The sequence below is a fragment of the Ruegeria sp. AM9 genome (assembly GCF_056540565.1).
This window is the reverse complement of record NZ_JBQFWY010000003.1, coordinates 249,391-274,435: the sequence shown is the minus strand read 5'-3', so window position 1 is coordinate 274,435 and position 25,045 is coordinate 249,391. Positions and strand designations below refer to the sequence as shown.

The window sequence follows — 25,045 nt, the reverse complement described above, 5'->3', positions numbered from 1 at the left end:
CATTGCGGCGGGCGGTTTCTGCGTTCCGTCAGGCGATGCTGAACGCGCGCCGCACCTTGTCCCAGTGCAGCCCGGTCCGTCCGGCGATCAGTTGCATCTGCTTGTTCAGCGAGCGGTCGTTCAGCCGGCGATTCAGCGACCGCAGCGGGATGAGGTTGCGCTCTCCGTACCCGTCGATCAGGAGGAACATCCGGGCCTGGCCGCGAACACCGTAGACAATGTTCTGTTCGTGAATGTCCCGGCCGACGATCTGAAGCTCGAACAGCTTTCGCACAAAACTGTTGAGGTCGGCCAGCGTCTCGTCGTTCAGCAGGTGCTGTTTGCTCATCCATAACAGGTGATGCGCAAGTTGGCCGTCATCGGATTGTATCCGTTCAACCACAACCCCCGGCCCGACATCCGTCTGCACCACGCCAAAGGACCGCGCCAACGGCAGCTGCGCAATATCACCGCCGCTTTTCAGCGCCGCCTTCATCTCGCACTCAAGCTCTTTCAACGCATTGCGAAAGGCCGAATCCGGTAGGATCCGCCGTATCAACCGCTTGGAGAAGGAACGATTCGGGCGTGTGCGTGGCCGTGTCACCTTGATCAGAAGCTCTGGCTGGCCCGGACAGGCATACACGTTTCTGTGGCCGCCTTTTGCCAGCAGGTCCTGATCGGATAACCGCAAAAGCTGTAGTGAAAAAAACATCCAGCCTCCGCGCTGTATCAGGTCATCGACACCCCGCGGGCTTTGACGGATCACACGCCAGCCGGGAACATGTCACTCTATCAGACTTAGGCCTCGGCCCCAGCCAGCACATATTTGCAGTCGCAATAGGGGCACTCGACCCAGCCGGTATCCTCGGGGATCTGCAGCCAGACGCGCGGATGGCCCAATGCGCCTTCGCCGCCATCACAGGCGACACGGGCGGTTTCGACGGTCTTGGTTTCCGGCGCTTCGATTGTCACGGCTTGCGATCCTTCTTCGGTTGTCGGCCTCGCGGGCATGTAATAGGTGCGTTTATGAGCGATGAGCAAACCGGGGGCAAGAGCCACATGAGCGATGCGGCAATCAGGATCGACGGGCTGCGCAAGACCTATCGGGGCGGCAAGGGTCAGCCCGAGAAACAAGCGCTGAAAGGCATTGACCTGACAGTTCCGCGCGGTTCGGTCTTTGGACTGCTGGGGCCGAACGGGGCCGGGAAATCGACCCTGATCAACATTCTGGCCGGGCTGGTGGTGAAATCTGCGGGCAAGGTGTCGATCTGGGGCTTCGATCAGGACCAGAACCCGCGCTCGTCCCGCGCCGCGATCGGTGTGATGCCGCAAGAGCTGAACCTGGATCCGTTCTTCACCCCGCGCGGCGCGCTGGAGGTTCAGGCCGGGCTTTATGGCGTGCCCAGGGCGCAGCGACGCAGCGATGAGATTCTCGAACTAGTTGGCCTCAGCGACAAGGCCGAGGCCTATGCCCGTACGCTCTCGGGCGGGATGCGGCGGCGGTTACTGCTGGCCAAGGCGCTGGTGCATCACCCCAAGATCCTGGTTTTGGACGAACCCACCGCGGGCGTGGATATCGAGCTGCGCCAGATGCTTTGGACCAATGTGCGCAAGCTGAACGAACAGGGGATGACCATCATCCTGACCACCCATTATCTGGAAGAAGCGCAGGAGATGTGCGACGAGATCGCCATCATCAACCACGGCGAAAAGATTGCGCAGGACAGCACCGCCAACCTGCTGGGCCGCATGGACAGCCGCACCATGGTGATCGCCCCGGACAGTCCAGTCACCGATCTGCCTGCAACTGAAGGCGTCGAAGCCACGCTACGCGATGATGGCAGCCTGGTGCTACAATACCGCAGCGCCCAGACCAGCGCCGAGCAGGTGCTGGAATCCGTCCGCGCCGCCAACATCCGCATCCGCGACGTTCGGACCGAGGAAGCCGACCTTGAGGATGTATTTCTCGCGCTGACCTCGCCCCGTGCCGCGGACGCCCCGGTGGATGATCAGAACCAGCCGCGCCGGGGGTTGCACCGGGTCAAGCTCTAGACCCGGTCGATCCGCGCCTGATAACAGTTGTTTCGGGCCGAGCGGACGTGGATATAGGCCACGTCCGAGCGGGTGAAGATATCCCTGACCTTTGCACCGATCTGGTCCGTTGGCGTGATTGCCCCGGTGCCATAGACGATCCGGTCATCCTGCCCATACCCCTTGATCAGATAATCCGGTGACGTGGTCAGAATCTCGGGCAGCTCAGCGCCGTCATACCGCTCACACGGCGCAGCGCACAGGAATATCGGGCCGGTTTCAGCGTAGGGATGTGTCTCTAAAAAGGGGCGATGCGCCAAAATCAGCATCTCTTCGCCCTCGGGAATATTCCTCAAACAATGACGGCAGGGATTGCCTGTCCCCGTGGAAACGGCACGCTCTGGCGCGGCACCATAGGCATCCGGCTGACCGACCTGAAAGGCGCGCACCTCGTCGGTTGGCAATGCGGTGATCTTGAACATGTCGGGTCTCCTTTTTTGCCAACCATGCGCATCTGGAAAAACCCAAGCGACCCGTTTCCTGCGCAAAGGACTCGGAAAAAGAACAAAACGTGAATATAATATGGAATCGCCATGTATGCCGAGCTGTCGATCACGTCGAACTTCACCTTCCTCACCGGGGCCTCGCACCCCGAGGAATACATGAAACGTGCCGTCACCCTGGGCCTGCCCGCCATCGCCATCGCCGATGACAACTCGGTCGCCGGAATCGTGCGCGCCCATACCCAAGGGCGCGAGATCGCCCGCAAGGTCCGCGAACGGCAGGCGTGGGAGGCGCAGAACACCCCCATAGGCCCGCCCTGCCCCGATCACATCCCGAAACCGCCGTCATACCCCATCCGCGCCGTGCCCCGCCTGATCCCGGCGGCACGGCTGATCTTCACCGATGCGCCCACCGTCACCGCCCTGCCGCTGAACCGGCAGGGCTGGGCCAACCTGTGCCGCATCCTCTCCAAAGGCCGCCTGCGTGCCGCGAAAGGCGACTGCATTCTGCATCTGTCGGACCTGCTGGAGTTTTCTGACGGCCTCCACCTGCTGCTCTGGCCACAGGCGACCCCGTCGAAGGGCGGCGCGAGCGTGTGGCGGTCACAGGCGCAACAGCTGACGCGCCGCTTTGCCGGGCGGATGCATCTGTTGATGCACCCTCGGTATGACGGTGCAGGCAGTGCTTACTTCTCTTTATTAGAGACTGAATCACAGCAACTCGGCATCCCCACCCTCGCCAGCGCCGCACCGATGATGCATCACGGGGCCCGCCGCAAACTGGCCGACGTCCTGACCGCCATCCGCCTGCGCCGCAAAGTCGACGATCTGGGCCGAGACGCGCTGGCCAATGGCGAACAGCGCCTGCGCTCGGAACCCGAGATGCTGCGCCTTTTCAAAGGCCATGAAGGGGCGGTCACCCGCGCGCATACGCTCAGCGAGGACCTCACATTCTCATTGGACGAACTGCGCTATGAATACCCCAATGAAGGCAGCGAACAGGAAACCCCGGCCGAACGCCTGCACCGACTGGCGCATGAGGGGTTGAACTGGCGCTATCCCGAAGGGGCGTCAGACAAGGTGAAGAAAATGCTGGCGCATGAACTCAATCTGATCGGCAAGCTGAAATATGAACCCTACTTCCTGACTGTCCGCGACATCGTCAAATTCGCCCGGTCCCGTGATATTCTATGTCAGGGGCGCGGCTCGGCTGCCAATTCCGTGGTTTGCTACTGCCTCGGCATCACCGAGGTCAGCCCCGAAAAAGGCACGATGGTCTTCGAACGCTTCGTGTCCGAGGCGCGGGACGAGCCCCCTGATATCGACGTCGATTTCGAACACGAACGCCGCGAGGAAGTCATCCAATGGATCTATGACCACTACAAACGCGAATGCGCCGGTCTCTGCGCCACCGTGATTCATTATCGCGGCAAACGTGCGATCCGCGAAGTGGGCAGGGCGATGGGCCTGACTGAAGACACCATTGCGGGCCTCAGCTCCCAGCTTTGGGGATTCTTCTCAGCCAATGGGCTGGAGGCGCAGCGGATGCGCGAGATTGGCCTCGACCCCGAGGACCGTCGCCTGAAACAGACTCTAATGCTGGTCTATGAGATCGACGGCTTCCCCCGTCATCTCTCACAGCATGTCGGCGGTTTCATCATCACCGAGGGGCGCCTGGACGAGCTTGTCCCCATCGAAAACGCCGCGATGGAGGATCGCACGGTCATCTGCTGGGACAAGGACGATATCGACAGTCTGGGCATCCTCAAGGTCGATGTGCTCAGCCTTGGGATGCTGACCTGCATCCGCAAGGCGTTCGACCTGATCCAACGCCATCACCACACCGGCTATACGCTGGCCACCCTGCCACCCGAGGACCCGGTGGTTTATGACATGCTCTGCAAAGCGGACACGATTGGCGTGTTTCAGGTGGAAAGCCGGGCACAGATGAACTTTCTACCCCGGATGAAGCCGCGCGAATTCTATGACCTTGTCATCGAGGTCGCCATCATTCGCCCCGGCCCCATTCAGGGCGACATGGTGCATCCTTACATCCGGCGACGAAATGGTGAGGAAGATGTCGACTTTCCTTCGGACGCCTTAGGAGAGGTTCTGGGAAAGACAATGGGGGTGCCGCTGTTTCAGGAACAGGCCATGCAGATCGCCATCATCGGCGCAGGTTTCACCCCTGAACAGGCCGACCGGCTGCGGCGATCGCTGGCGACCTTCAAGAAACACGGCAATGTCAGCGAATTCCGCGCGTTGTTCCTGCGCGGCATGAAACGCAACGGGTATGAGGACGACTTCGCCGAACGCTGTTTCTCGCAGATCGAAGGCTTCGGATCGTACGGCTTCCCCGAAAGCCACGCGGCCAGCTTTGCGCTGCTGGTCTATGCCTCGGCCTGGATCAAATGCCACCACCCGGGCATTTTCGCCTGCGCCCTGCTGAACTCGCAGCCTATGGGATTCTATGCGCCCGCCCAGATCGTGCGGGACGCGCGCGAACATGGGGTGCAGGTGCGCCCGGTCTGTATCAACGCCAGTTTCTGGGACAATGTGATGGAGCCCGACGGCTGCGGCGGGCTGGCCCTGCGGCTGGGCTTCCGCCAGATCAAAGGCCTCAGCGAAGAGGATGCCGGCTGGTTAACGGCAGCGCGCGGCAACGGCTACACCCAAGTCGATGACGTCTGGCGGCGCGCGGGGCTTGGGCCTGCGGTGATCGAGCGGCTGGCCGAGGCCGACGCTTTTGCCGCCTGCGACCTGACCCGGCGCGAGGCCTTGTGGCAGGCCAAGGCGATTGCCACCGCGAAACCTCTGCCGCTGTTCTCGCAGGATCTGGAGGGCGAGGCGCTGGACGAGCCCGAGGCCTGGCTGCCGCAAATGACCTTGGGCGAGCAGGTGGTCGAGGATTATGTCGCCACTCGCCTCAGCCTCAAGGCGCATCCGGTGGCCTTGATACGGCACCTGCTGACGCCAGAGCCGCGCGACAAAACCACCCCTGTTGGGTAAAAGCTGGACGGGGTATTGCCCAGGAACAGAGTCGAATTTCGGGACCTTCATGACCAGACCAACCCTGCCGCCGCGCTTTCCGGCCACGCCGGACCAGATCAACGCGCAGGTCCGCGCCTTTTATGCCCGCGTGCGCGAGGACGCGGTGCTGGGCCCGGTCTTCAACACCCATGTCACCAACTGGCCCGCGCATGAGGACAAGATCGCCGCCTTCTGGCGCAATGCGATCCTGTTTGAACGCAGCTATGACGGCAACCCGCAGCGGGTCCATGCCGAACGGCCCGACGTGAAACCCGAAATGTTCGCCCATTGGCTGGACCTGTTCGAAGAGGTCGCCACCCAGACCCTGCCCCCGGAAACAGCCACCCCGTGGGTCGCTCTGGCCCGGCGGATCGGGGTGGGGATGAAGGCCGGTGTACAATCGGCGCGCCAACCCAAGGACGCCCCGCCGGTCTTGCGATGATCTTGGATCATGGCAGCCATGCGATGTTAGCGATAAAATAGGGGCTATGCGCCCTGCCAAATTCGGTTTACTTCAGGGCAAGACAGCCCCTCTCGCGCTGCGCACCTACACCGACACATCACCCGAGGCCGATCCATGAGCACTCAGAACACCACCCTTAGGGGTCTTGGCTATGCGTTTGCGGGCTTTGCGGTCTTTGCCAGCCATGACGCGCTGATCAAGGTATTGGGCGGCACCTATTCGGTGATGCAGATCATCTTTTTCGCCACGTTGTTTTCCTTTGTGCCGATGGCTGTCACGATACTGGCCGACCGCACGACCGGGAACTTCCTGCCGCGCCACCCGTGGCTGGTGCTGCTGCGCTCGGCCCTCGTGGTCACGTCCATGGTCTGCGCCTTCTATGCGTTTTCTGTGCTGCCGCTGGCCGAGGTCTATTCGCTGCTGTTCTCCTTCCCGCTGATCGTCACAGTGCTGTCGATTCCCATATTGGGGGAGATCGTCCGCGCCCAACGCTGGGCCGCCGTGGGGGTCGGCCTGATCGGGGTGCTGATCGTCCTGCGCCCCGGCGCGACCGAGATCACACTGGGCCACCTCGCCGCGCTGACAGCGGCGTTTTGCAGCGCATTAGGCTCTGTTTTGGTGCGCAAGATCGGCAATGAGGAACGCTCGGCGGTGCTGATCCTCTATCCGATGCTGCTGGCCATTGTGGTGATGAGCCTTGCGCAGCCCGCCGTATATCTGCCCCCTTCACTGCTGCATCTGGCGATGATGGCACTGGTGGGTGTGTTCTCGGTGATCGCGCAGCATCTGATCATTCTGGCCTACCGCGCAGCCGCTGCAGGGGTTGTGGCCCCCAGCCAGTACAGCCAGATCATCTGGGCCACGCTGTTCGGCATGATCTTCTTTGACGAGCGCCCCGACGCTTGGGTCGCAGTCGGGGCTGGCATCATCATCGCATCGGGTGTGTTCGTGGTCTGGCGCGAGAGCCGCTCGAACGCCTCGGTCAATACACCGGTTCTGCGGGTCCGGTCGCCGCGCTCAGATACCGGAGCGTCGCGGCCGGGCAAATGAAAACGGCGCGCCAATCAGCGCGCCGAATAAGCAATTTCAGCTGATTTAGAGCCTCAGTAAACCACAACCGAGCGGATGCTTTCGCCCTTATGCATCAGGTCGAAGCCGTGGTTGATATCGTCCAGACCCATGGTGTGGGTGATCATCGGGTCGATCTCGATCTTGCCTTCCATGTACCAGTCGACAATTTTCGGCACATCGGTCCGGCCCCGCGCGCCGCCAAAGGCCGTACCGCGCCATGACCGGCCCGTGACCAGCTGGAACGGGCGGGTCGAAATTTCGGCGCCCGCAGGCGCCACGCCGATGATGATCGATTCACCCCAGCCCTTATGCGCCGATTCCAGCGCGACGCGCATCACGCCGACATTTCCGGTGGCGTCAAAGGTATAATCACCGCCGCCCTTGGTCAGATCGACCAGATAGGGGACCAGATCGCCCTCAACCTCGGCCGGGTTGACGAAATCTGTCATGCCGAATTTGGTGGCCATCTCGACCTTGGCGGGGTTCAGGTCGACACCGACAATCTGGTCGGCCCCGGCCAGCCGCAGGCCCTGGATCACGTTCAGACCGATACCGCCTAGGCCGAACACGATGGCGCGGCTGCCGATTTCCACCTTGGCGGTGTTGATGACGGCTCCAATGCCGGTGGTCACACCGCAACCGATATAGCAGATCTTGTCGAAGGGCGCGTCCTCACGCACCTTGGCCAGCGCAATCTCGGGCAGAACCGTGTGGTTCGAGAAGGTCGAACAGCCCATGTAGTGCAGGATCGGGTCACCATCCAGCGTCGAAAAGCGCGAGGTGCCGTCGGGCATCAGCCCTTGGCCTTGGGTGGAGCGGATCGCCTGACAGAGGTTGGTCTTGGGATGCAGACAATATTCGCATTCCCGGCATTCGGGCGTGTAGAGCGGGATCACGTGATCGCCCGGCTTCAGGCTGGTCACGCCCGGGCCGACCTCGACCACGACACCGGCGCCTTCGTGGCCCAGAATGGCCGGGAACAGGCCCTCGGGGTCGGCACCCGACAGGGTGAATTCATCGGTGTGGCAGATGCCGGTGGCCTTGATTTCAACCAGAACCTCGCCCGCCTTGGGGCCTTCGAGGTTCACATCCATCACTTCCAAAGGTTTGCCCGCCTGAACGGCGACGGCGGCACGGGTACGCATGGTGCTTGTCTCCCAGTCAAATTTGCCCCGACCCTGCGTCAATTGCAGGGTGTTTTCAACTGCCGTTTCGTGACAGATTGGCTAATGACTTGATATTGCAGAAACGACATTGCCGGAAAGAGGAACGCCAATGCACCGTTTTATCCCGATCCTGATCCTGCTGGCCGCCTGTGCCGAGACACCGCCCGCACCCGAAGACGCCCGCCTTGCACCCGAGGCCGCTCCGGTCGATCTGGCCTTTTGCGAGGGCGAGGCCTTTGCCAGTTCCATCGGTCAGCCGGTCTCGACCATTCAGGCTTCGCTGCCCGAACGTGCGCGGGTGCTGGGGCCGGACGGGTTGGCCACGCAGGATTACCGCATCGACCGGTTGAACGTGTTTGTTGACGAGGCCGGGATCGTTCAGCGCCTGACCTGCGGGTAAGCGTGGACTCTGCAGGTGATTCTACGGTAAGAACAAAGCGGGAACATTTTGATGTCTGCCGATGCCCAAACGCCGAATACTCTCACTGTGGTTCCCCCGTCTGGGGGCCGAACGGCTGGTCCGCGCCGCGCGGGGCCTGCAGGATGGGCCTTTGGCCGTGGTGGCCGAACAATCGAACATGCAGGTCATCACCTCGCTGAATGCTGAGGCTCAGGCCGCCGATCTGCGCGTCGGTCAGCCGGTGCGCGATGCTCATGCCATGTGTGCGGCGCTGGTGACGCGCCCCCGCAACGCCCCGGCCGAGGCCGCGTTTCTGACCGCGCTACGTCGCTGGGCGGGCAAGTTCAGCCCATGGGTGGCCGAAGAGGCGCCGGACGGGCTGATTGTCGACCTGTCGGGCTGCGCCCATCTGTTCGGCGGCGAAGAGGCACTGATGCGCGTGCTTGAAACCGACTGCGCCGATATGGGGCTGAGCATTCAGATGGGCATTGCCGACACGCTGGGCGCGGCCTGGGCGCTGGCGCGGTACGCGGGGCAAGAGGCCATATCCGACCGCAATGGCGACGCCATCAGCCAGGAGGCCCGCGCCACCCGCGCCCGGGCTACCAAGCGGCGGCACTGGACCAGGGGCGGCGCCGCGCCGCAGGTGGTGGCGTTGGGCGGCGGCGCACGCATTGCGGCGCCGGGGCAATCCTATGGCGCGCTCAGCCCGCTGCCCATCGCGGCGCTGCGGCTCGAGGATCAGGTGGTCGCGCAGCTGAACCGTCTGGGCCTGCGCCGGATCGGCGATCTGCTGGGGCAGCCGCGTGCGTCTCTGGCGCGGCGGTTCGGTCGCGGGCTGGTGCTGCGGCTGGATCAGGCGATGGGCAGCGCGCCCGAGCCGGTCTCGCCCGCGCGCCCGCTGCATCATTTCGCGGTGCGGATGACCCTGCCCAACCCGATCGGGTTGACCGAGGACGTGATGGCCGCCATCGACCGGGTGTTGCCGACGCTCTGCACCAAACTGGAAGACAAAGGCCGCGGCGTCCGCACCCTGCGGCTGGAGGCGCATCGCGCCGATCAGGCCGCCGAGATCATCGAGGTCGGCCTGGCCCGCCCGACCCATGACAAATACCGCATTCGCCCTTTGTTAGAGATGAAAATCGACCAGATCGATGCGGGTTATGGCATCGACATGCTGCGGCTGGAGGCGATCCAGACCGAACCCATCCACGCCCGCACGGTGGCAGGTCACGCCGAGGCCCGCCGCGCCGTGCAGGACCGGTTAGCGGGCAACACCGCCGTCGAAGACCTTACGGCCAAGCTGGGCGCGCGGGTGGGGCTGGATGCGATCACAAGGCTGCACCCCGCAGCCTCGCATATCCCTGAGAAAACGGCGCAGGTTCTGGCGGCGGCATGGTCGGAACCGGCGCGCGACTGGCCCGCCCCGCCGCGTCCGCGCCCCCTGCAGATGTGGCAGCCCGAGCCGGTGATGGCCCCGGAAACTCCCGATGTTCCAACCGCCTTTCGCTGGCGTGGCCGCGACTGGCAACTGGCACAGGCCACCGGCCCCGAACGGATCGCGCCGGAATGGTGGCTGGACGATCCCAACTGGCGCAGCGGCGTGCGTGATTATTGGGTGGTGGTGACCGAACAGGGCGAACGGCTGTGGCTGTTCTACGGCCACGGAGGCACCCTGTCGGCGGGCTGGTTCTGTCAGGGGCAATTTGGTTGAAATGACCTGATTAGGGTCTATTTTCCACGATAGATCAGCCAATCTGGCAGGTAGTCAATCAACCGGACAAACCACGAAAACGGCGCCGGGAAATCGGTGCGAAAGCGGCGGCGTGACATCGCCTTGACCACCCGCTCTGCCGCGTCTTCGGGCGTCATCAGCATCGGCATCTTGAACGTGTTCTTCTCGGTCAGGCGGGTCTTGATGAAGCCCGGATTGACGATCCGCACCGTCACCCCCGTGCCCGCCAGATCGAACCGCATGGTCTCGGCCAGAGAAATCAGCGCCGCCTTGCTGGCCGCATATCCCACCGCAGCCGGCAGGCCACGATAGCCGGACAGCGAGCCGATCAGCGTGATATCCCCCCGGCCCGCACGCACAAACCGCGGCACCGTCTCGCCCAGGACCCGCAACGCGCCGGTGTAATTCACATCGGTCATCGCCAGGACGGCATCGGTTTCCCAATCACCCGAGCGCATCGGCTCATAAGCCCCGGCATTGTAGACCAGCCCATCCACCTCTCCGGCCTCAACTGCGGCGCGGCGCACCGACTCCAGATCGGTCACGTCACAGGGCACCGGCTGCGCATTGGGCAGCGCGGCGCAGATCTCGGCCAGACGATCGGCATTTCGAGCGGACAGGATCAGATGCACGCCCTGACGGCTCAGCGCCTCGGCCAACGCCCGGCCCAGCCCTTCGCTGGCACCGATGATCCAATAGGTTTTTCCGTCAAAACTGCTCATGCGCCCATTCCAGTTGCGTTTGATCTGTTACGGGCGGGGCAAAGGGCTGGATCACTTCACCAGACTTCACGACATAGTGCCTTTGAGAAAAACTTCTAACCAGATTGATCCACCCCGGCCCATCCTGCGTATCCTATTGTAAAATGTCGCACAAAGAGGATGGCATGTTCGACGAAACCCGGGGCGTACGCAAGAAAATCGCAGTCGTAGGGGCAGGTATCTCTGGCCTGTCGGCTGCCTACTATCTCTCTGACAAAAACGATGTCACCGTGTATGAGGCCGAACCCCGACTGGGTGGCCACGCACGCACTGTGATGGCGGGCAAGACCGGGGATCAGCCTGTCGATACCGGCTTCATCGTCTTCAACTATGGCACCTACCCTTATCTGACGCGACTGTTTGATGAGTTGAACGTACCTGTCATCAAGTCCGAGATGAGCTTTGGCGCCACCATTGACGATGGCCGTATCGAATACGGCCTGAACAACCTGCGCACTCTGACGGCGCAGAAACGCAACCTCGCGCGCCCGGCCTATTACAAGATGATCGCCGACATCCTGCGCTTTGGCAAAGAGGCCCCCGAGGCCGCGCGGGATGACGACACCACGATCGGAGAACTGGTCGACCAGCTGCGCCTGGGTCACTGGTTCCGCCACAACTACCTGATGCCGATGTGCGGCGCGATCTGGTCGACCCCGGTTGAGTTCGTGGATCAGTTCCCGGCGCGCTCGCTGGTGCAGTTTTTCAAGAACCACGCCCTGCTGGCCAGCGGTCGCGCCAATCAGCATCAGTGGTACACGGTCAAAGGTGGCAGCATCGAATATGTCCGCCGCATCGACGCCGCCTTGCGCACGCGCAGTAGCGAAATCCGTCTGGCATCGCCCGTCGACCGCATTCAGCGGGATGAAACCGGCGTGACCGTTCACAGCCAGGGGCAGGCCGACCTGTATGACGAGATCATCCTCGCCACCCATTCCGATCAATCGCTCGCCATTCTGGGTGAGGCCGCGACACAGGCCGAAAAAGCCGCGTTAGGGTCTATTCGCTATCAACCCAACACTGCCATCCTGCACTGCGATCCAGGCCAGATGCCACGCAGGCGCGCCTGCTGGTCCAGCTGGACCTATCGCTCGCAAGCCGGGAATGTCGGGGTCACCTATTGGATGAACCGGCTGCAGAATATCCCGGACAGCGATCCGTTATTTGTGACGCTGAACGCGTCGTCAGAAATCCCCGCGGACAAGATCTATGATCAGGTCGAATTTGCCCATCCGGTGTTCGACAAGGCAGCCCTGAAGGCCCAGGGGCAAATCCGCGAGATGCAGGGACAGAACCGAACATGGTTTGCCGGTGCGTATAATCGGCATGGGTTTCACGAAGACGGGATTGCCAGCGCGATGCATGTTGTCGAGCGCCTGAGCGGCACCCCGCAGACACTCGGAGCTGACAATGACATTCTTGCACAAGATCCGGTCATCCCGGCCTCGGCCGACATCTAATCCCGTTCGGGCGGCACTTCTGTCGCTTGCGCTGCTGGCCCCGGACGGGCTGGTGGCGTCTTCGGGCCTGAACGCGCTGGACGGCGCTCAGCTGCGCGGCACCGCGACGTTTCGCTATCTCGGACTTCCTGTCTATGACGCGCAGTTGTTCACTCCGGGTGGTGCGGCGTTCAGTTGGAGCGAGGATTTCGGGCTGCAACTGCAATATCGCCGCAACGTGAGCCAAAAGGCATTGGTGAATTCGACCCTTGATGAAATGCAGCGCATTGGCCGCGCCGCGCCCGTACGTGATCAGCTTCAGACCTGTTTCAAGGCGGTCAAAAAGGGGGATCGGTATCTGGCGGTGTCCGAGGGGCCGGACAAGGTGTCCTTCTGGCTGAACGGGCGCAAGACCTGCACGATGTCTTATCCCGGCATCAAACGCAGCTTCATGTCGGTTTTTCTGGGTGAAAACACCCGCTCTGCCGCCTTCACCCAGAGATTGCGCGGGCAGTGATGCTGTATCCGCGGGTCAGTCTCTACGCGCTGATGCTGGCTGCGGCGGGTATCCCGCTGTATATCCACTTGCCGCGCTTTGCCGCCGTCAATCTGGGCATCGGGCTGGGGATGATCGGGACGGTTCTGCTGATGATCCGGATCGTCGATCTGGTGCAGGACCCGCTGATTGGCTGGGCCATCGACCGCTGGCCACGGGCGCAACTTATGTTCGCCGCAGCCGCAGCGATCGGGCTGGCCATCGGGTTTCCCGCGTTGTTCGGCCTGTCAGAAGGGGCAAGTATTGCCGCATTAGTCTCTGTTTTGGTGGTTTTGTTCTCGGCCTACAGCCTAGGGACCATCCTGCTTTATGGTCGCAGCGCGACGCTGGCAAAGCAGGCAGACGCCAAGGAACTGATGACGCTGGCCGCGTGGCGCGAGGGCGGGCAGTTGACCGGGGTTATCCTTGCCGCCAGTGCACCCGCCCTGTTCGTGGCCTTCGGGGCCAGTGCGCAGGGTTATCCGGCCTTTGGGTTGTTTCTGGGGCTTCTGTCGATCTTCACCCTGATCCTGACCATTCCGATCTGGCGTCGGACCCCGATCACCGGGCAAGGGTTGTCTTTCGCCGGGCTGGGTCAGGCCGGGGCGCTGCGCCTGTTGTTTCTGGCGCTGGTCAACAGCCTGCCTGTGGCGATCACCTCAACCCTGTTTCTGTTCTTTGTCGAGGACCGGCTGCAATTGCCCGGAAAAGCCGGGCCACTGCTGATCCTGTTCTTTCTCAGCGCCGGGGCAAGCGTGCCGCTCTGGGCCAAGCTCAGCAACCGGATTGGCCCGAAACAGACCCTGATGATCGCCATGCCGCTGTCGATTGCTGGCTTTATCGGGGCGGCCACATTGTCGGCTGGCAATCTGACCGGATTTGCGGTGATCTGCCTGACCTCCGGCGCGGCGCTGGGGGCGGATATGGTGGTGTTGCCCGCGATGTTCTCGGTGGTGCTGACGCGCGCGGGGCTGAACGCCTCGGCCGCTTTTGGCATCTGGTCCTTTGCAGGCAAGCTGGGCCTTGCGCTGGCCGCCTTTTTCACTCTGCCGCTGCTGGAACGCAGCGGGTTCACTCCGGGGCAGACAAACTCGGCCGAGGCGTTGCGGACACTCAACCTCGCCTATGCCGTGCTGCCCTGCATCCTGAAACTCGGCGCGTTCGGGCTGGTCCTGACGCTGCCTACCGAGGTCTCAGCCAAATGACTGTCATAACCATCCTTCTGACCGCCATCCTTGTCCTGATCATCGCCCAGCGCCGGTTCCTGAGCTTCCGCTCGCAGGCACCAACGGATTACGCGGGCACCGGGCCTGCCTTCAACATGAAGGAAAACCTGAACGGAGAGATCCTGTCCGAAGGGCTGATTTACGGACCCAATGGCAAGATGTCGAACAGCTTTGTTGCCCGCATGGTCGGTGAATGGGACGACAATACCGGCACATTGGCCGAGTATTTCACTTATTCCAATGGCAAGCAGATGACCCGCAAATGGTACCTGACACTGGGCACCGGCAACACCTTCACGGCCACGGCGGAGGATATCGTGGGCGAGGGCAAAGGCATCATTTCGGGGTCGACGGTGAAACTGACCTATCGCATCACCCTGCCCAAGGACGCGGGCGGGCACACTCTGGACGTCACCGACTGGATGTACCTGACAGAAAACGGCGTGATCATGAACCGATCCGAGATGCGCAAATTCGGCCTCAAGGTCGCCGAGCTGGTCGCCACGATGCGCCCGGCGCCCGAGGCCAAGCCCGTGCATGTCAGCGGCTCGAACGGCTATGACGCCACGGCGGAGACGAGGACATTGCAATGATCACCCGCCGGTTTCTGATCGCGGCCCTCGCCGTTCTGGGGCTTGCCGCGCTGGCAGCCTGTTCGGCCAAGCCGCGCATCCCCAAGACCTTCCTGTCCGACCGGCAACTGAACCTTGAGGAGTTCTTTGAGGGCAAAACCGTCGCCTATGGTCAGTTTCAGGATGTGCTGGGCAATGTACCCCGCCGCTTTACGGTCGAGATCGATGGCACTTGGGATGGCGAAACCCTGACCTTGGTCGAGGATTTCGTCTATGACGACGGCGCCACCGAACAGCGCATCTGGAGCCTGACCAAAACCGGCGAGGATAGCTGGACCGGCACCGCGCCGGGTGTGTTGGGCACCGCCAGCGGGATCGAGCGCGGGGATACGTTCAACTGGACATACAAGATCGACCTGCCTGTGAAAGACGGTACCATGCGGGTAAATTTCGATGATTGGATGTGGTTGCTGAGCGACGACCGCCTGCTGAACCGGGCCTATGTCTCGCGCTATGGCATACGGCTGGGCGAGGTCATCTTGTATTTCGAAAAACTGTAAGTCGCCGTCGCTTCAGTTGCTGGAATAGACAAAAGACAGCGACCGGCTGACCCCGCCCGGTGGTTTCGGGAAGGGAGAGGCTGCTTGGACCTGCGCCTTGGCCGCCCGTTCAAGATCCGGTGAGCCATTGGTGTCCACGACCTCGACATAGGCCAGGGTTCCGTCCGCGTTGATCACGAAAAACACCACCGCAAAACCCCGCGCCGCCGTGTAAACGACTCGGGTGCGGTTCAGATGCACCAGAACCTTCCCGGCATAATTGGTTCTGTCAGAGTTTCCGGGACCCCGCCCGCCCGAACGCGTGCCGCTGTTGCCCGAGGTGAACAAATCCCTGCCTTGGCGTTGATAGGTGGTCAGGGGCGACTCGACCTCTTGGGCCGGGTATTTCAGATCACTGAAATCCCGTGCTCCGCGCAACGTGCCTTGCGGTTCAGGCTGCGTAGTCCGGTCCGGCAGACGTGGCCGGATCGAGGAGGTCAGGGCCTGCTCCGGCTCCTCGCTGTTTTCCTCGGCATCGGGCACCGGTTCGGCCGGGGCGGCGGGGATATCGGCCTCGACCGTGTCACTTTCAGCAGGCACGACCGGAGCAACCGATGGCACCGAGTTTTCCGTTGGCTCCGGCAGGGCGGCAATCTGCTCGGCCTCGGTGGGCTCGGGCGCGGTCGGGGTTTCTTCGGCCGGTTCCGTGGCTTCGGGGCTGCCTTCTGGCGTTTCGGCAACCTCTGCCACTTCGGCAGGTGGGGTCTCATCCACCTCATCGCTGGCGGATTTGTCGCCATCGGTGGTGTCCTGCGTTTCGGGGGCCTCGACCGGATCGGGCGCGACCGGTTGCAGGATTTCGGACGTGCCGGTATCGGGAGAAAAGGTTTTCTGCGGATCGTCCGAGGCCACATGCACCTCGCTGGTCGGAATCTCGGCCGGTTCGGGCGCAGGTTCCGGGGCCTCTTCCACCGGCGGTTCCGGCGCCTCGGGCGGTTCGGGTTCCACCGGTTCGGCGACTGTGTCCACAAGATCCTCGAAACTGTTGCTCAGCTCAACCGAGTCCCCTCGGCCTGCGTCATCCGGCTGCTGTATCAACCTGGGTGCGGTCAGGCCCAACCCCATCAGGTGCAGCAGCAGCGACAACAGCGCTGCAAGGACCGCGACGACAATCGAACCCCGGATCATTCCAGCGCCTTCTCGGTCACGACAAAGACGGAATCCGCCCCCAGGCGGCGCAATTCGCCAGTGACCTCGATCAGCCGCGCGCCCGAGGCCTCGCGATCCGGCACGATCCGCACCGGCCCGGGGTCGCGCCCGGCCATATAGGTGTCCGGGTCCATCGGCGCACCGCGAAAGCTGAGCGTGCCGTCCCGGTGCAGCACCAGCGCATCCGGCGGCTCTTGCCCGTCCAGTTCCGAGGTGTCGACCAGATCCAGATCGGGGTCCAACGGCGTGGCCACGGTGCCCGCGATCAGAAAGAAGATCAGCATCAGAAACACGACATTAATCAACGCTATGGTCGAGTCGCGTTTGCGGCGGGGGCGGCTGCGGCGGATCATTCCAGCACCAGCACGCTCAGGCCCTCACGCCCGCGCAGCAGGACAAGCAGGTCCACCAGCCGCTGCGCCGTCGTGTCGGCATCGAGGCTGACCAGAACCTGCCCTGTGGTCACCTGCGCCGTCAATTCATCCAGCGTGACAGGCGCACCGTTCAGCACCAGCCGGTCTTCGCTCAACTGGACAAAGGCGCGGTCCTGCGGTGCGTCCGTCGATGCACCTCCGGTCGTGGCGTTGCTCAGCTCGATCTCACCATATTTCGAAAAGGTCGAGGTCAGCATGAAGAACAGCAACAGCAGAAAGATCACGTCGATGAGCGGTGTCATCGCCATGGGCCGCCTGACGAAGGGTGCAGGGTTACGCATGTCCGGGCGTGGCCGCCATGGGTTGCGCGTCCTCCGCCAACGGAACAGCCTGCCCCGGCACCAGCACCGTGCGCAGGGCCTTGTCGGCAAATACCCGTTCGCGCGCGGTGCGGCTTTCGAACCACGACAACACCATCGAGGTCGGCATCGCCACTGCCAGACCCACAGCCGTGGTCACCAGCGCCACCCAGATACCGCCCGCCAGCAGCGACGGATCAACCGAGGATCCGGCGGATTGCAGGCTGCGGAACGCCTCGATCATGCCCAGAACAGTACCGAACAGACCCAGCAAGGGGGCGAGTTGTGCCACTGTGTCCAGCAGGCGGAAACCGCGTTCCAGACCGGCCAGCGCCAGCCCTGCCTCGGCATCCAATCGCTGATCCAAACCGGGCGCATCCGGCGCATCCATTGCCACCCCGACCAGCGGCGCAAGGTAACTGTGGCTTTTGGACAGACGCGCGCGGGCGGTCTGCTTGTCACCGGCATCCCAGGCCTCCAACGCCTGCGACAGCACCCGGTGCCGCCCGACGCCCGAGGCCGCGAATTGCCAGAGCTTGTAAAGCGTCACCGCCAGCGTCACCACGGACATGGCGATCAGGATGGCAACCACCGGCCCGCCGAGGGCCAGGATTTCACGCAGGGCGTCAAGAAAACTCATCCCAAAAGCTCCACTTCTGTTCGGCTGTGCAAGGTTGGTGTCCGGTCGCAGATGCCGCTGTCGGCGCCCCCGACGGTGCAGCTGCTGACGCCATTGATCAGAACACGCCCGAGGTTTTCGCAGGTGATGCCCCGTATATCAAATTGCCTGACCCGCGGGCGTTCTGCTGGCAGATCCCGAAATCCGAACAGGGTGATCCGTTCGAACACACCCTCGGCATCGAAAATCACCACCTGATAGCTGGCGCTGTCGATCGACGTTGTGGTTTGATTTTCGACCAGAAAGGTCAGGCGGCAGGCGCCTTCGACCTCTTCCACCGCATTCAGCTCGACCATAAGGCCCGGCGCGTCTTGCGGGGTTTCAGCCAGAGCCACAAAAGGCAGCGCACAAAGGATGGCGGCAAGGGCCGGACGGCGAAACTTCATGGATGCGCTCCCGATTGTTCAACGCAGGCAGGTCTTTGGCGGCGTTCCACCCGTCATATCCAAGACCGTTGGGGCGCGAAAGGGTTGCCGACACCTTTGTGATAAAGGGCGATTTACGGCCCGTTCAACCCTGCCGTTTCGTGAAGACCGGTGCAGATGCGTGCTATTGCAAGGGCTCGGGGCTGGTCTGATTGACCATCGCGCAGGCCACCAGCCATTCCAGAGCGTTGGATTTGATCCCGTGTTCGGCGCAGATCGCGATGCTTCGGCTTTCGAAAATCTGCGCATAGATGGGCCAGTCCTATTGCTCGGCCGGGAATATCGCGTCGGCGGTCTTGCGCTGTTCCCACTGATGCAGCTTGCCGCCCGCCACACCAAAGCTGATCTGCCCCGGAATCGGAGGATCCTGGTTCGGGTCCAGCATCAGCGGATCCGAGAAATCCCGGTGCCCCAGCCCCTGAACAAAACTGGTATTGGACGGGTTGCAGCCCGCCCGATGAACCCTCCGGTTCCCGCGACCATCACTGTTGTTTTTTTCGTCTTCGAACTCGTCATGGGAAAGTCGTCTTTCCTTGGAATCGCGGCGGGCTCAGCGCTGGATCAGCGGCCACCCCGCGTCTTTTTTGGAAACAATCGTTACAGATTGCGGCCATTGCATATTCAGCGCCGGATCATCGTATCGCAATCCATGCTCGACCCCGGGGGTGTAGACCTCGCTGGCCGAATAATAGGCCTGTGCCCCGTCAGTCAGTGCCAGATAGCCGTGGGCAAACATCTCGGGACGTAGAGCGCACGCCGGTTCTCGGCCGACAGCTCGATCCCGAAATGCTGCAGATAGGTGGCACTGTCCGGACGCATATCCACGATCACGTCGTAGATGGCACCGGTGATGCAGCGCATGAACTTGGCCTCACGCGCCGGGGCCTGCTGGTAATGCAAACCACGCATCGTTCCTTTTCTTTCATTGAATGAAAGGTTTATCTGCGCAATGGCAGGTTTCAGGCCGTGTTTTTCAAACTCGTTTGCGCAAAAGGCACGGGCAAAAAACCGCGATCATCGGAAATCTCGTGCAGATCGACAACATAGGCGCCCGGCAAATGCGTTTCAGTGAAAATTATTAAAAAACCGCCTTCTGAACGGCAACCAGTTAACCACACCGACCCTCGTTTACAAAACGTGCCGTGGCGCAGCCGGTCAAACTCCGCTGCGCCGTTTTCGGCACGTGAAGGCATATCGAAAGCTAACCAGACAATTGGTCGGTTTCCATGATTCTCGGGCTTTTCTGCCGAAATCGCGGATTTTGGAACCTTCTGCCAAAGCGCGTCGACGGATCAATTTTGCGAACGCCCTGCAGAAACATGACTGGCTGAACCGCTGGGCGGATATTCTGCAACACCTGAACCTGCCGGAAACCGTGGCAATGGCAGTGCGCAGGCAAAACCTGTCCCGAATGGCCGCAGGGTTGACGGGCGAACACGCCTCGCACCCGAATTCGGTGGAACCCGCGTCAGTGCCTTGAGGCCAGTTGCCCGGGCTCACCCGGCGCTTGCAACCGAGTCGTCCGACAACAGCCCAAGATGGGACAACTGGTTGCCGCAGCTGTTTTCGACCGGATGGAAAATCCCGACATACTCAAGCTCGGCCCCGGTTTCCGCGGACAGCACAACATTGGCCGAGGTCGCGAATTTGACCACGATGGACCGGTCCAGCTTGGCCTTTTTGCCCTCGATATAGGGCAGATTCCCGGCTTTGAGGTTGAAGATCGCATTCGCCACCTGTCCCGACAGATCTTTCTGAATCACGAAGGTCTCATAAGCGTCGCAAAACGCCTGCGCTGCGGGCCGCGATCCCGCCCGGTTGCAGGGCATACCCAACCCCGCCCGCAATAGCGGCCAGACATACCCCCCCAGCAATGCGTTTCGTCTGGATATCATCATCGGACCACCTCGACCGCGCGCAGCGACATTGCCGACAGGGTTAGGGTCGGATTGGCGGGCGAGCAGGCCGGGAACGCCCCCGCCCCCAAGGCAAAGACATTCGGAACCTCGTGCAGGCGCAGATACTCATCCACTACCCCTTCGGCCGGGTCGGTACTGATCCGGTGCGTGCCCTGAATATGGGCCTGACTTGGAAGGAAACCGCCAGCGGTCACGCCGTCCAGCACATCCGGAATGATACCCGGCAACCCGTCCAGCGCGCGCTGCAATCCCCGATAGGCATAGGGGTGGTGCTTGGTCCATTCGATCACCGGTGCGTCACCCTCCAACAGCACCCGATTTTCGGCGACGGGCAGGTCCTCGGCTGCAAGGGTCAGGACCAGACGGTTGGTCCACTTGCCCGGCTCTTCGCGGATATTGGGGGGCGAATTCGAGCTTTCGATCAGCACCGCCGCCGCCTCGGACCGGTCTATGTCGTGATAGAAATGATAGCCATGGCTGGTTTCAGACGTGCCGCCGAAATAGTTCTTTAACGTGGCCGTATCGACAAGGACGGATTGCGAGGGTTCTTCGTGCAGGAAACGCCCCAGCGCCGGTGAGGTGACACCCGACCGCAGCAGGATTGCCGCGTGCCGCCATTTGCGCGCGTGGAAGGCAGCGGAACCCAGGACTTGCTGTGGTTCTACAACGCAACATCCGCACGGGACTTGGCGTACTCGGGGTAGGGAAACGGCGTTTTGCGGGGCAGGATATGAGCTGACCCGCCGCCTGCGATCTCCATCAACGTTTCCGCCCGCTCGTAATAGGGCGCCAGATCGTCATACCCGAACGGCCAGTTCATTCCGACGCCAAACCGGGACTGCAGCCGGAAGTCACCGGGATGAAATCGCGGAGTATCGCCCCACCAGAAATTCGAGTTTCCGCCAAAAACAACGAAGCTGAGCCAGTCTTTCCGAAAACCGGACGAGTTGCGCTGAGTAATCTCCTCTCCGGTGCGCCAGCCATCGCGAAGCTGCGCCTCATGCGGGCGGAACCCGCCTTTTTCAATGATGAGAATGTCCAGATCCTGCGGCAGGGCATGCGCAAAAAACATAGATGCAAAGCTGCTGCCAACAAGCACCACATCCCATTCCCGGGACGCGACCTCTGTTAGGTCAATGCGGTTCATCTATTCACCCGGGCCTCTGAAGAGGCTCAAACCAACGTCACTGATACACTTAAATAGGATGATATAGGGTACCCCGAGACCGGGGTTTGTCAAATCACCAAAGATGATCGGTTTCTTCCGGAACCAATCTACAAGCCATTCCGCAGTGTCCCGATCCGGCGGCCGCGTCACTCAGAGGCCTTCGCCCCGCCGGTCTTGCGGTTGCCCGCCGCGCGGATGCGATCGGCAATGCTTTGCGTCCACTCCAGCCGCTCGCCCTGTGTTTCCAGGGTTTCGACACTGTCGGCGTCCAGCCGGAACGTCGCCCGCATGGGCAAAAACCCGTCGACCACCATCATGTTCTGCTCTGACGGATCGATGGTCAGCCTTCCGGTCAGCCGCACGGGTTCATGGACATAGCTGGGCGCCCAGTCACCGTTCAGCCGCACCCGGATCATCTGATTGGGCGGAGGTGGCGGCATATGGCTGCACATCCCGCGCTGGGGCACCAGATAAGCGATGGCGTTCCCGTCCGCATCGGGCGGCGCGGGAATGGCAAACCCCGCCAGCGTCACCGTCTGACCGTCAAATTCAGGGTTGCCCGCAGCGCCGGCGCGATCCCGGTTCCGGGCCACGGCATGCCGTTGCTCCAGCAGCCAGTCGATATCAATGCCATCGGCGGCCAGGGCGTCCTCGGTTTCGAACAGAAGCTCCTGCCAATTCAGCCGCTCTTCGGGGCTGCCCGCATCCTGATGCAGCCTGCTGCGCAGGCGTACGGCAAAAAGCACATCGTCGAACTGTTCCGGGCTCAGGTCGCGATACGGATCGTCGAAGACCTGAACGGACGGATCCGGCAAGTCAGACCAGTCCAGTGCAGCCCCCGGAGCCGCCAGCACGGACGGACCGCACAGGGTCAACGTCAGAATCGTCGCAAGGGGAAACCAATATCGCATGACCGGACTCTATCGCCCTGCCGGGATCATTCCAGTAGGTTTTTTGCAGATGCCGCTCTTTGCAGAACCCCCTGCAATTGCAGGGCTGCACCGGCAAACAAACGTAGAGGATATAACTTTATGATTGACGCACCGGGTCATCTCGGGCAGTCAATCTGGTGATGGTTCCCCCAAAAGGGATGAAAAGGGAATACGGTGCGGCCCTGTCAATTGGCCAACTCCGTGACTGCCCCCGCAACTGTAAGCGGTGAGCGACGCCATACACCCACTGGTCCTTGGGCCGGGAAGGATGGCCAAGCATCGACCCGCAAGTCAGGAGACCTGCCATCATATGTTCAACCAACCCGGGGCGGGGCGTCCTGGAAGGAGGCTATGATGACACGACTGACACGTGTTCCCATGATTGGCACCTTCTCTGCGCGTTTGAAAACGAGCGGAGCGGGCAATGCCGGAAACACCTGATCACTTCATTCTGATCTGCGAGACCTGCAAAGGGCCTGAGAATGCGGATGCCTTGCGCAACGCGCTGACGGGCAGTCTGCCCGCGGGGTTTGCGGTTCGGACCGTCACGTGCATGGCGGGCTGCGAACGACCGACTACCGTTGGATTTCAGGCCGTTGGCAAAGCCCAGTACCTGTTCGGCGATATCCGGACGCAACGTGACATCACTGCAGTGGCCGAGTTTGCGCGGCAGTACCGCCACAGTGCAGATGGCTGGACCAACGCCTCTGACCGACCGCGGCCGCTGTTTACCAAAACCCTGTCCCGGATGCCCCGGCTGAACGTAGAGGAACACTCATGACAGACCCCGCGTTTCTGGTCGCGCGTGACCTGGAATACTATGCGCTGAACGGCGATGTTCTGCTGCAGGGTGCATCGTTTGAACTGGACAAGGGCGCAATCCTGGCCATTGCCGGGCCGAACGGGGCCGGGAAAACGACACTTCTGAACCTTCTTAGTGGCGCCGCCGAGATGGTTCTGGGCGATGTTCTGGTCAACGGGCGCAGCCTGAAACAAATGCCTGCATCAGAGCGCGCGCGCATGATCGCCGTGGTCAGCCAGCAGGAGTTTCCGGACGGTCGGTTGCTGCTGCGCGATTACGTTGCGCTGGGTCAGATTCCGATCCGCTCCGACCGGTCCGCCGAAGCCCATGCGGCCGAGCTTGACCGAATACTGGACCTGACCGGGCTGAGCGCTCTGGCGGATAAACGGATGGCGCTGCTGTCCGGCGGCGAACGCCAGCGGGCACATATTGCGCGCGCCCTGGCGCAGAGCCCGTCGCTTCTGTTTCTGGACGAGCCCACCAACCATCTGGACCCGGACGCCAAGGGCCGGATGCTGTCACTGGTGGCCGAGCTGGGCATTACGGTGGTGATGATCGTGCACGATCTGGTCATGATCCCCGAGTTTGCCACCCATGTGGCGCTGATGAAATCCACCCGCCTGACCAGCTTTGGCCCCGTGGCCGAGGTTCTGACGCCCGCGCATGTGCGCGACACGTTTGGCGTCGACTACCTGTGTTTCCAGCACGAAGGCCGGGTGATCCCGGCGCTGGATATCCGAAGAACCCCCGTTTCAAACTAAAGCAAGGAAACACCCCCTATGAAACACATCTGGTCTGCGGCCCTGATCACCGCCATGGCAGGCGGCGCATCTGCAGGTGAAGTAACCGTTGATAACTGCGGCGAACCATTGGTTTTTGAAACTCAGCCCCAGCGGCTGGTCGTGCACGACATGAACATGACCGACATGGCCTTTGCGCTGGGTCTGCAGGACAAGATCGTCGGTCTGACCGGCATCACCGGCTGGTACAAGACCAGCCCCGAGTTTGACACGCTGCGCGGTGACATCCCCGAGCTGGCGCCAAAATACCCGACCGTTGAAAACCTGGTTGCGGTTGAACCCGACCTGTTCTTTGCCGGGTGGTATTACGGCATGAAACCCGGCGGCGACGTCACCCCCGACACGCTGGAACCTTTTGGCATCAAGACCATGATCCTGTCTGAGAGCTGCGTGCATCTGGACAAGGATCGCCCCGAGGCCAGCATGGACCTGCTGTTCGACGACGTGCTGCGCCTGGGCAAGGTCATGCATGTCGAAGGCAAGGCCGAAGAACTGGTCGGCGGCTGGAAAGAAGAGCTGGCAGCGATCGAAGCGCAGACTGCCGATCTGCCGAAACCCCGTGTCTTCCTGCTGGATGGCCCAGCGGATGCGCCCTTCACTGCGGGCAAATTCGCCATCCCCGATGCGATGATCGCTGCTGCGGGCGGCGAGAACGTCACCCATGACATGGATACCAGCTGGGGCCGCACCTCGTGGGAGGCCGTGGCCGCCGCAAACCCGGAATTCCTTGTGTTGCTGGATTACCAGACCGGAAATGGCGCAGAAGATACGTTCAAGTTCCTGCAGGACCATCCGGTGATGTCGCAGATCGACGCGGTCAAGAACGAACGCTGGATCGGCCTGCGCTACGAGGAACTGACCCCCGGACCGGCAAATATCGAGGCGATCTCGAAAATGGCCCAAGCCATGCATCCGGGCCTCAACTGAT

The 25,045-nt window shown here is 62.0% G+C and carries 31 protein-coding genes, 1 pseudogene and 1 riboswitch; of the genes and pseudogenes, 15 read left to right on the top strand and 17 right to left on the bottom strand.

Annotation, left to right across the window (positions count from 1 at the left end):
- Positions 1-28: 28 nt before the first annotated feature.
- Together ACR0DO_RS08615 and ACR0DO_RS08610 are read right to left on the bottom strand one after the other, a co-directional pair.
- Positions 29-691: a YrbL family protein gene (locus tag ACR0DO_RS08615; RefSeq protein WP_480557929.1), complete on the bottom strand. Its 663-nt coding sequence runs from the start codon at positions 689-691 to the stop codon at positions 29-31.
- An 86-nt stretch (positions 692-777) separates the two neighbouring features.
- Positions 778-951, bottom strand: coding sequence for a zinc-finger domain-containing protein (locus tag ACR0DO_RS08610; protein ID WP_170444201.1), 174 nt, complete (start codon positions 949-951; stop codon positions 778-780).
- Positions 952-1,038: 87 nt separating this feature from the next.
- On the opposite strand from ACR0DO_RS08610, the gene ACR0DO_RS08605 reads away from it, so the two are divergent.
- On the top strand, positions 1,039-2,031 hold the full coding sequence (locus ACR0DO_RS08605; RefSeq protein ID WP_480558175.1) for an ABC transporter ATP-binding protein: 993 nt from the start codon (positions 1,039-1,041) through the stop codon (positions 2,029-2,031).
- Here the strand turns inward: ACR0DO_RS08605 and ACR0DO_RS08600 are convergent.
- On the bottom strand, positions 2,028-2,492 hold the full coding sequence (locus ACR0DO_RS08600; RefSeq protein ID WP_480557927.1) for a DUF1203 domain-containing protein: 465 nt from the start codon (positions 2,490-2,492) through the stop codon (positions 2,028-2,030). The genes ACR0DO_RS08605 and ACR0DO_RS08600 overlap by 4 nt on opposite strands.
- A gap of 111 nt (positions 2,493-2,603) precedes the next feature.
- Between ACR0DO_RS08600 and ACR0DO_RS08595 the strand changes: the two genes are divergently transcribed.
- The 3 genes from ACR0DO_RS08595 to ACR0DO_RS08585 all read left to right on the top strand — a co-directional run bounded on the left by ACR0DO_RS08595 (position 2,604) and on the right by ACR0DO_RS08585 (position 7,056).
- On the top strand, positions 2,604-5,522 hold the full coding sequence (locus tag ACR0DO_RS08595; protein WP_480557925.1) for an error-prone DNA polymerase: 2,919 nt from the start codon (positions 2,604-2,606) through the stop codon (positions 5,520-5,522).
- 49 nt (positions 5,523-5,571) lie between these two features.
- Complete coding sequence (locus ACR0DO_RS08590) at positions 5,572-5,985, top strand: group III truncated hemoglobin (RefSeq protein WP_170672796.1); 414 nt, start codon at positions 5,572-5,574, stop codon at positions 5,983-5,985.
- Between the two features lie 135 nt (positions 5,986-6,120).
- The gene (locus ACR0DO_RS08585; protein ID WP_170672794.1) at positions 6,121-7,056 is read left to right on the top strand and encodes a DMT family transporter; all 936 of its coding nucleotides are present in this window, start codon (positions 6,121-6,123) and stop codon (positions 7,054-7,056) included.
- 53 nt (positions 7,057-7,109) lie between these two features.
- Here ACR0DO_RS08585 and ACR0DO_RS08580 read toward each other — a convergent pair whose 3' ends face one another.
- Positions 7,110-8,222, bottom strand: coding sequence for an S-(hydroxymethyl)glutathione dehydrogenase/class III alcohol dehydrogenase (locus ACR0DO_RS08580; protein WP_480557923.1), 1,113 nt, complete (start codon positions 8,220-8,222; stop codon positions 7,110-7,112).
- Positions 8,223-8,352: 130 nt separating this feature from the next.
- Between ACR0DO_RS08580 and ACR0DO_RS08575 the strand changes: the two genes are divergently transcribed.
- Together ACR0DO_RS08575 and ACR0DO_RS08570 are read left to right on the top strand one after the other, a co-directional pair.
- On the top strand, positions 8,353-8,643 hold the full coding sequence (locus tag ACR0DO_RS08575) for an I78 family peptidase inhibitor (protein WP_480557921.1): 291 nt from the start codon (positions 8,353-8,355) through the stop codon (positions 8,641-8,643).
- A gap of 61 nt (positions 8,644-8,704) precedes the next feature.
- Complete coding sequence (locus tag ACR0DO_RS08570) at positions 8,705-10,357, top strand: DUF6504 family protein (RefSeq protein WP_480557919.1); 1,653 nt, start codon at positions 8,705-8,707, stop codon at positions 10,355-10,357.
- Positions 10,358-10,374: 17 nt separating this feature from the next.
- Here ACR0DO_RS08570 and ACR0DO_RS08565 read toward each other — a convergent pair whose 3' ends face one another.
- The gene (locus ACR0DO_RS08565) at positions 10,375-11,100 is read right to left on the bottom strand and encodes an SDR family NAD(P)-dependent oxidoreductase (RefSeq protein ID WP_480557917.1); all 726 of its coding nucleotides are present in this window, start codon (positions 11,098-11,100) and stop codon (positions 10,375-10,377) included.
- A gap of 164 nt (positions 11,101-11,264) precedes the next feature.
- Between ACR0DO_RS08565 and ACR0DO_RS08560 the strand changes: the two genes are divergently transcribed.
- The 5 genes from ACR0DO_RS08560 to ACR0DO_RS08540 are packed head-to-tail and all read left to right on the top strand — an operon-like array spanning position 11,265 to position 15,471.
- Complete coding sequence (locus ACR0DO_RS08560; protein ID WP_480557915.1) at positions 11,265-12,599, top strand: NAD(P)/FAD-dependent oxidoreductase; 1,335 nt, start codon at positions 11,265-11,267, stop codon at positions 12,597-12,599.
- Positions 12,550-13,095, top strand: a complete 546-nt coding sequence (locus tag ACR0DO_RS08555) for a hypothetical protein (RefSeq protein WP_480557913.1) — start codon at positions 12,550-12,552, stop codon at positions 13,093-13,095. The genes ACR0DO_RS08560 and ACR0DO_RS08555 overlap by 50 nt, the downstream gene beginning before the upstream one ends.
- Positions 13,095-14,318 carry an MFS transporter gene (locus ACR0DO_RS08550; protein ID WP_480557911.1) on the top strand — a complete coding sequence of 408 codons (1,224 nt, stop codon included), beginning with the start codon at positions 13,095-13,097 and terminating at the stop codon, positions 14,316-14,318. Before ACR0DO_RS08555 ends, ACR0DO_RS08550 begins: the two co-directional genes overlap by 1 nt.
- Positions 14,315-14,932 carry a DUF3833 domain-containing protein gene (locus ACR0DO_RS08545; RefSeq protein ID WP_480557909.1) on the top strand — a complete coding sequence of 206 codons (618 nt, stop codon included), beginning with the start codon at positions 14,315-14,317 and terminating at the stop codon, positions 14,930-14,932. The genes ACR0DO_RS08550 and ACR0DO_RS08545 overlap by 4 nt, the downstream gene beginning before the upstream one ends.
- Entirely contained in the window at positions 14,929-15,471 is a 543-nt protein-coding gene (locus tag ACR0DO_RS08540; RefSeq protein ID WP_480557907.1) for a DUF3833 domain-containing protein, read from the top strand. Before ACR0DO_RS08545 ends, ACR0DO_RS08540 begins: the two co-directional genes overlap by 4 nt.
- 12 nt (positions 15,472-15,483) lie before the next feature.
- On the opposite strand, the gene ACR0DO_RS08535 is transcribed toward ACR0DO_RS08540, so the two are convergent.
- The 8 genes and pseudogenes from ACR0DO_RS08535 to ACR0DO_RS08500 form a co-directional block, all read right to left on the bottom strand.
- The gene (locus ACR0DO_RS08535) at positions 15,484-16,638 is read right to left on the bottom strand and encodes an energy transducer TonB family protein (protein ID WP_480557905.1); all 1,155 of its coding nucleotides are present in this window, start codon (positions 16,636-16,638) and stop codon (positions 15,484-15,486) included.
- Positions 16,635-17,012: an ExbD/TolR family protein gene (locus tag ACR0DO_RS08530; RefSeq protein WP_170672776.1), complete on the bottom strand. Its 378-nt coding sequence runs from the start codon at positions 17,010-17,012 to the stop codon at positions 16,635-16,637. The genes ACR0DO_RS08535 and ACR0DO_RS08530 overlap by 4 nt, the downstream gene beginning before the upstream one ends.
- Positions 17,009-17,335 (bottom strand): biopolymer transporter ExbD, encoded by a 327-nt coding sequence (locus ACR0DO_RS08525; protein WP_170672774.1) that lies wholly within the window; start codon positions 17,333-17,335, stop codon positions 17,009-17,011. The genes ACR0DO_RS08530 and ACR0DO_RS08525 overlap by 4 nt, the downstream gene beginning before the upstream one ends.
- A 31-nt stretch (positions 17,336-17,366) precedes the next feature.
- Positions 17,367-18,032: a MotA/TolQ/ExbB proton channel family protein gene (locus ACR0DO_RS08520; protein WP_480557903.1), complete on the bottom strand. Its 666-nt coding sequence runs from the start codon at positions 18,030-18,032 to the stop codon at positions 17,367-17,369.
- Positions 18,029-18,457, bottom strand: a complete 429-nt coding sequence (locus ACR0DO_RS08515; protein ID WP_480557901.1) for a hypothetical protein — start codon at positions 18,455-18,457, stop codon at positions 18,029-18,031. Before ACR0DO_RS08515 ends, ACR0DO_RS08520 begins: the two co-directional genes overlap by 4 nt.
- 301 nt (positions 18,458-18,758) lie before the next feature.
- The gene (locus ACR0DO_RS08510; protein ID WP_480442926.1) at positions 18,759-18,881 is read right to left on the bottom strand and encodes a hypothetical protein; all 123 of its coding nucleotides are present in this window, start codon (positions 18,879-18,881) and stop codon (positions 18,759-18,761) included.
- 165 nt (positions 18,882-19,046) lie between these two features.
- A pseudogene (locus tag ACR0DO_RS08505) lies at positions 19,047-19,447 on the bottom strand (dTDP-4-dehydrorhamnose 3,5-epimerase family protein).
- A gap of 8 nt (positions 19,448-19,455) precedes the next feature.
- Positions 19,456-19,689 carry a hypothetical protein gene (locus ACR0DO_RS08500; RefSeq protein WP_480557899.1) on the bottom strand — a complete coding sequence of 78 codons (234 nt, stop codon included), beginning with the start codon at positions 19,687-19,689 and terminating at the stop codon, positions 19,456-19,458.
- A 68-nt stretch (positions 19,690-19,757) separates the two neighbouring features.
- On the opposite strand from ACR0DO_RS08500, the gene ACR0DO_RS08495 reads away from it, so the two are divergent.
- Positions 19,758-19,976 carry a hypothetical protein gene (locus tag ACR0DO_RS08495; RefSeq protein ID WP_480557897.1) on the top strand — a complete coding sequence of 73 codons (219 nt, stop codon included), beginning with the start codon at positions 19,758-19,760 and terminating at the stop codon, positions 19,974-19,976.
- Between the two features lie 16 nt (positions 19,977-19,992).
- Here the strand turns inward: ACR0DO_RS08495 and ACR0DO_RS08490 are convergent, their stop codons facing one another.
- The 4 genes from ACR0DO_RS08490 to ACR0DO_RS08475 all read right to left on the bottom strand — a co-directional run bounded on the left by ACR0DO_RS08490 (position 19,993) and on the right by ACR0DO_RS08475 (position 22,494).
- Complete coding sequence (locus tag ACR0DO_RS08490) at positions 19,993-20,391, bottom strand: hypothetical protein (RefSeq protein WP_480557895.1); 399 nt, start codon at positions 20,389-20,391, stop codon at positions 19,993-19,995.
- A complete protein-coding gene (locus tag ACR0DO_RS08485; protein ID WP_480557893.1) occupies positions 20,391-20,843 on the bottom strand; it encodes a GMC oxidoreductase in 453 nt (150 codons plus the stop codon). The genes ACR0DO_RS08490 and ACR0DO_RS08485 overlap by 1 nt, the downstream gene beginning before the upstream one ends.
- Positions 20,844-21,076: 233 nt before the next feature.
- Positions 21,077-21,562 (bottom strand): hypothetical protein, encoded by a 486-nt coding sequence (locus tag ACR0DO_RS08480; protein ID WP_480557891.1) that lies wholly within the window; start codon positions 21,560-21,562, stop codon positions 21,077-21,079.
- A gap of 167 nt (positions 21,563-21,729) precedes the next feature.
- On the bottom strand, positions 21,730-22,494 hold the full coding sequence (locus tag ACR0DO_RS08475; RefSeq protein WP_480557889.1) for a DUF3299 domain-containing protein: 765 nt from the start codon (positions 22,492-22,494) through the stop codon (positions 21,730-21,732).
- Between the two features lie 145 nt (positions 22,495-22,639).
- Positions 22,640-22,837: riboswitch (cobalamin riboswitch) on the top strand.
- Between the two features lie 102 nt (positions 22,838-22,939).
- On the opposite strand from ACR0DO_RS08475, the gene ACR0DO_RS08470 reads away from it, so the two are divergent.
- The 3 genes from ACR0DO_RS08470 to ACR0DO_RS08460 are packed head-to-tail and all read left to right on the top strand — an operon-like array spanning position 22,940 to position 25,044.
- A complete protein-coding gene (locus tag ACR0DO_RS08470; RefSeq protein ID WP_480557887.1) occupies positions 22,940-23,296 on the top strand; it encodes a DUF1636 family protein in 357 nt (118 codons plus the stop codon).
- Positions 23,293-24,078 carry an ABC transporter ATP-binding protein gene (locus ACR0DO_RS08465; protein ID WP_480557886.1) on the top strand — a complete coding sequence of 262 codons (786 nt, stop codon included), beginning with the start codon at positions 23,293-23,295 and terminating at the stop codon, positions 24,076-24,078. The genes ACR0DO_RS08470 and ACR0DO_RS08465 overlap by 4 nt, the downstream gene beginning before the upstream one ends.
- Positions 24,079-24,096: 18 nt before the next feature.
- Positions 24,097-25,044: an ABC transporter substrate-binding protein gene (locus ACR0DO_RS08460; protein WP_480557884.1), complete on the top strand. Its 948-nt coding sequence runs from the start codon at positions 24,097-24,099 to the stop codon at positions 25,042-25,044.
- The last annotated feature ends 1 nt before the right edge of the window (position 25,045 follow it).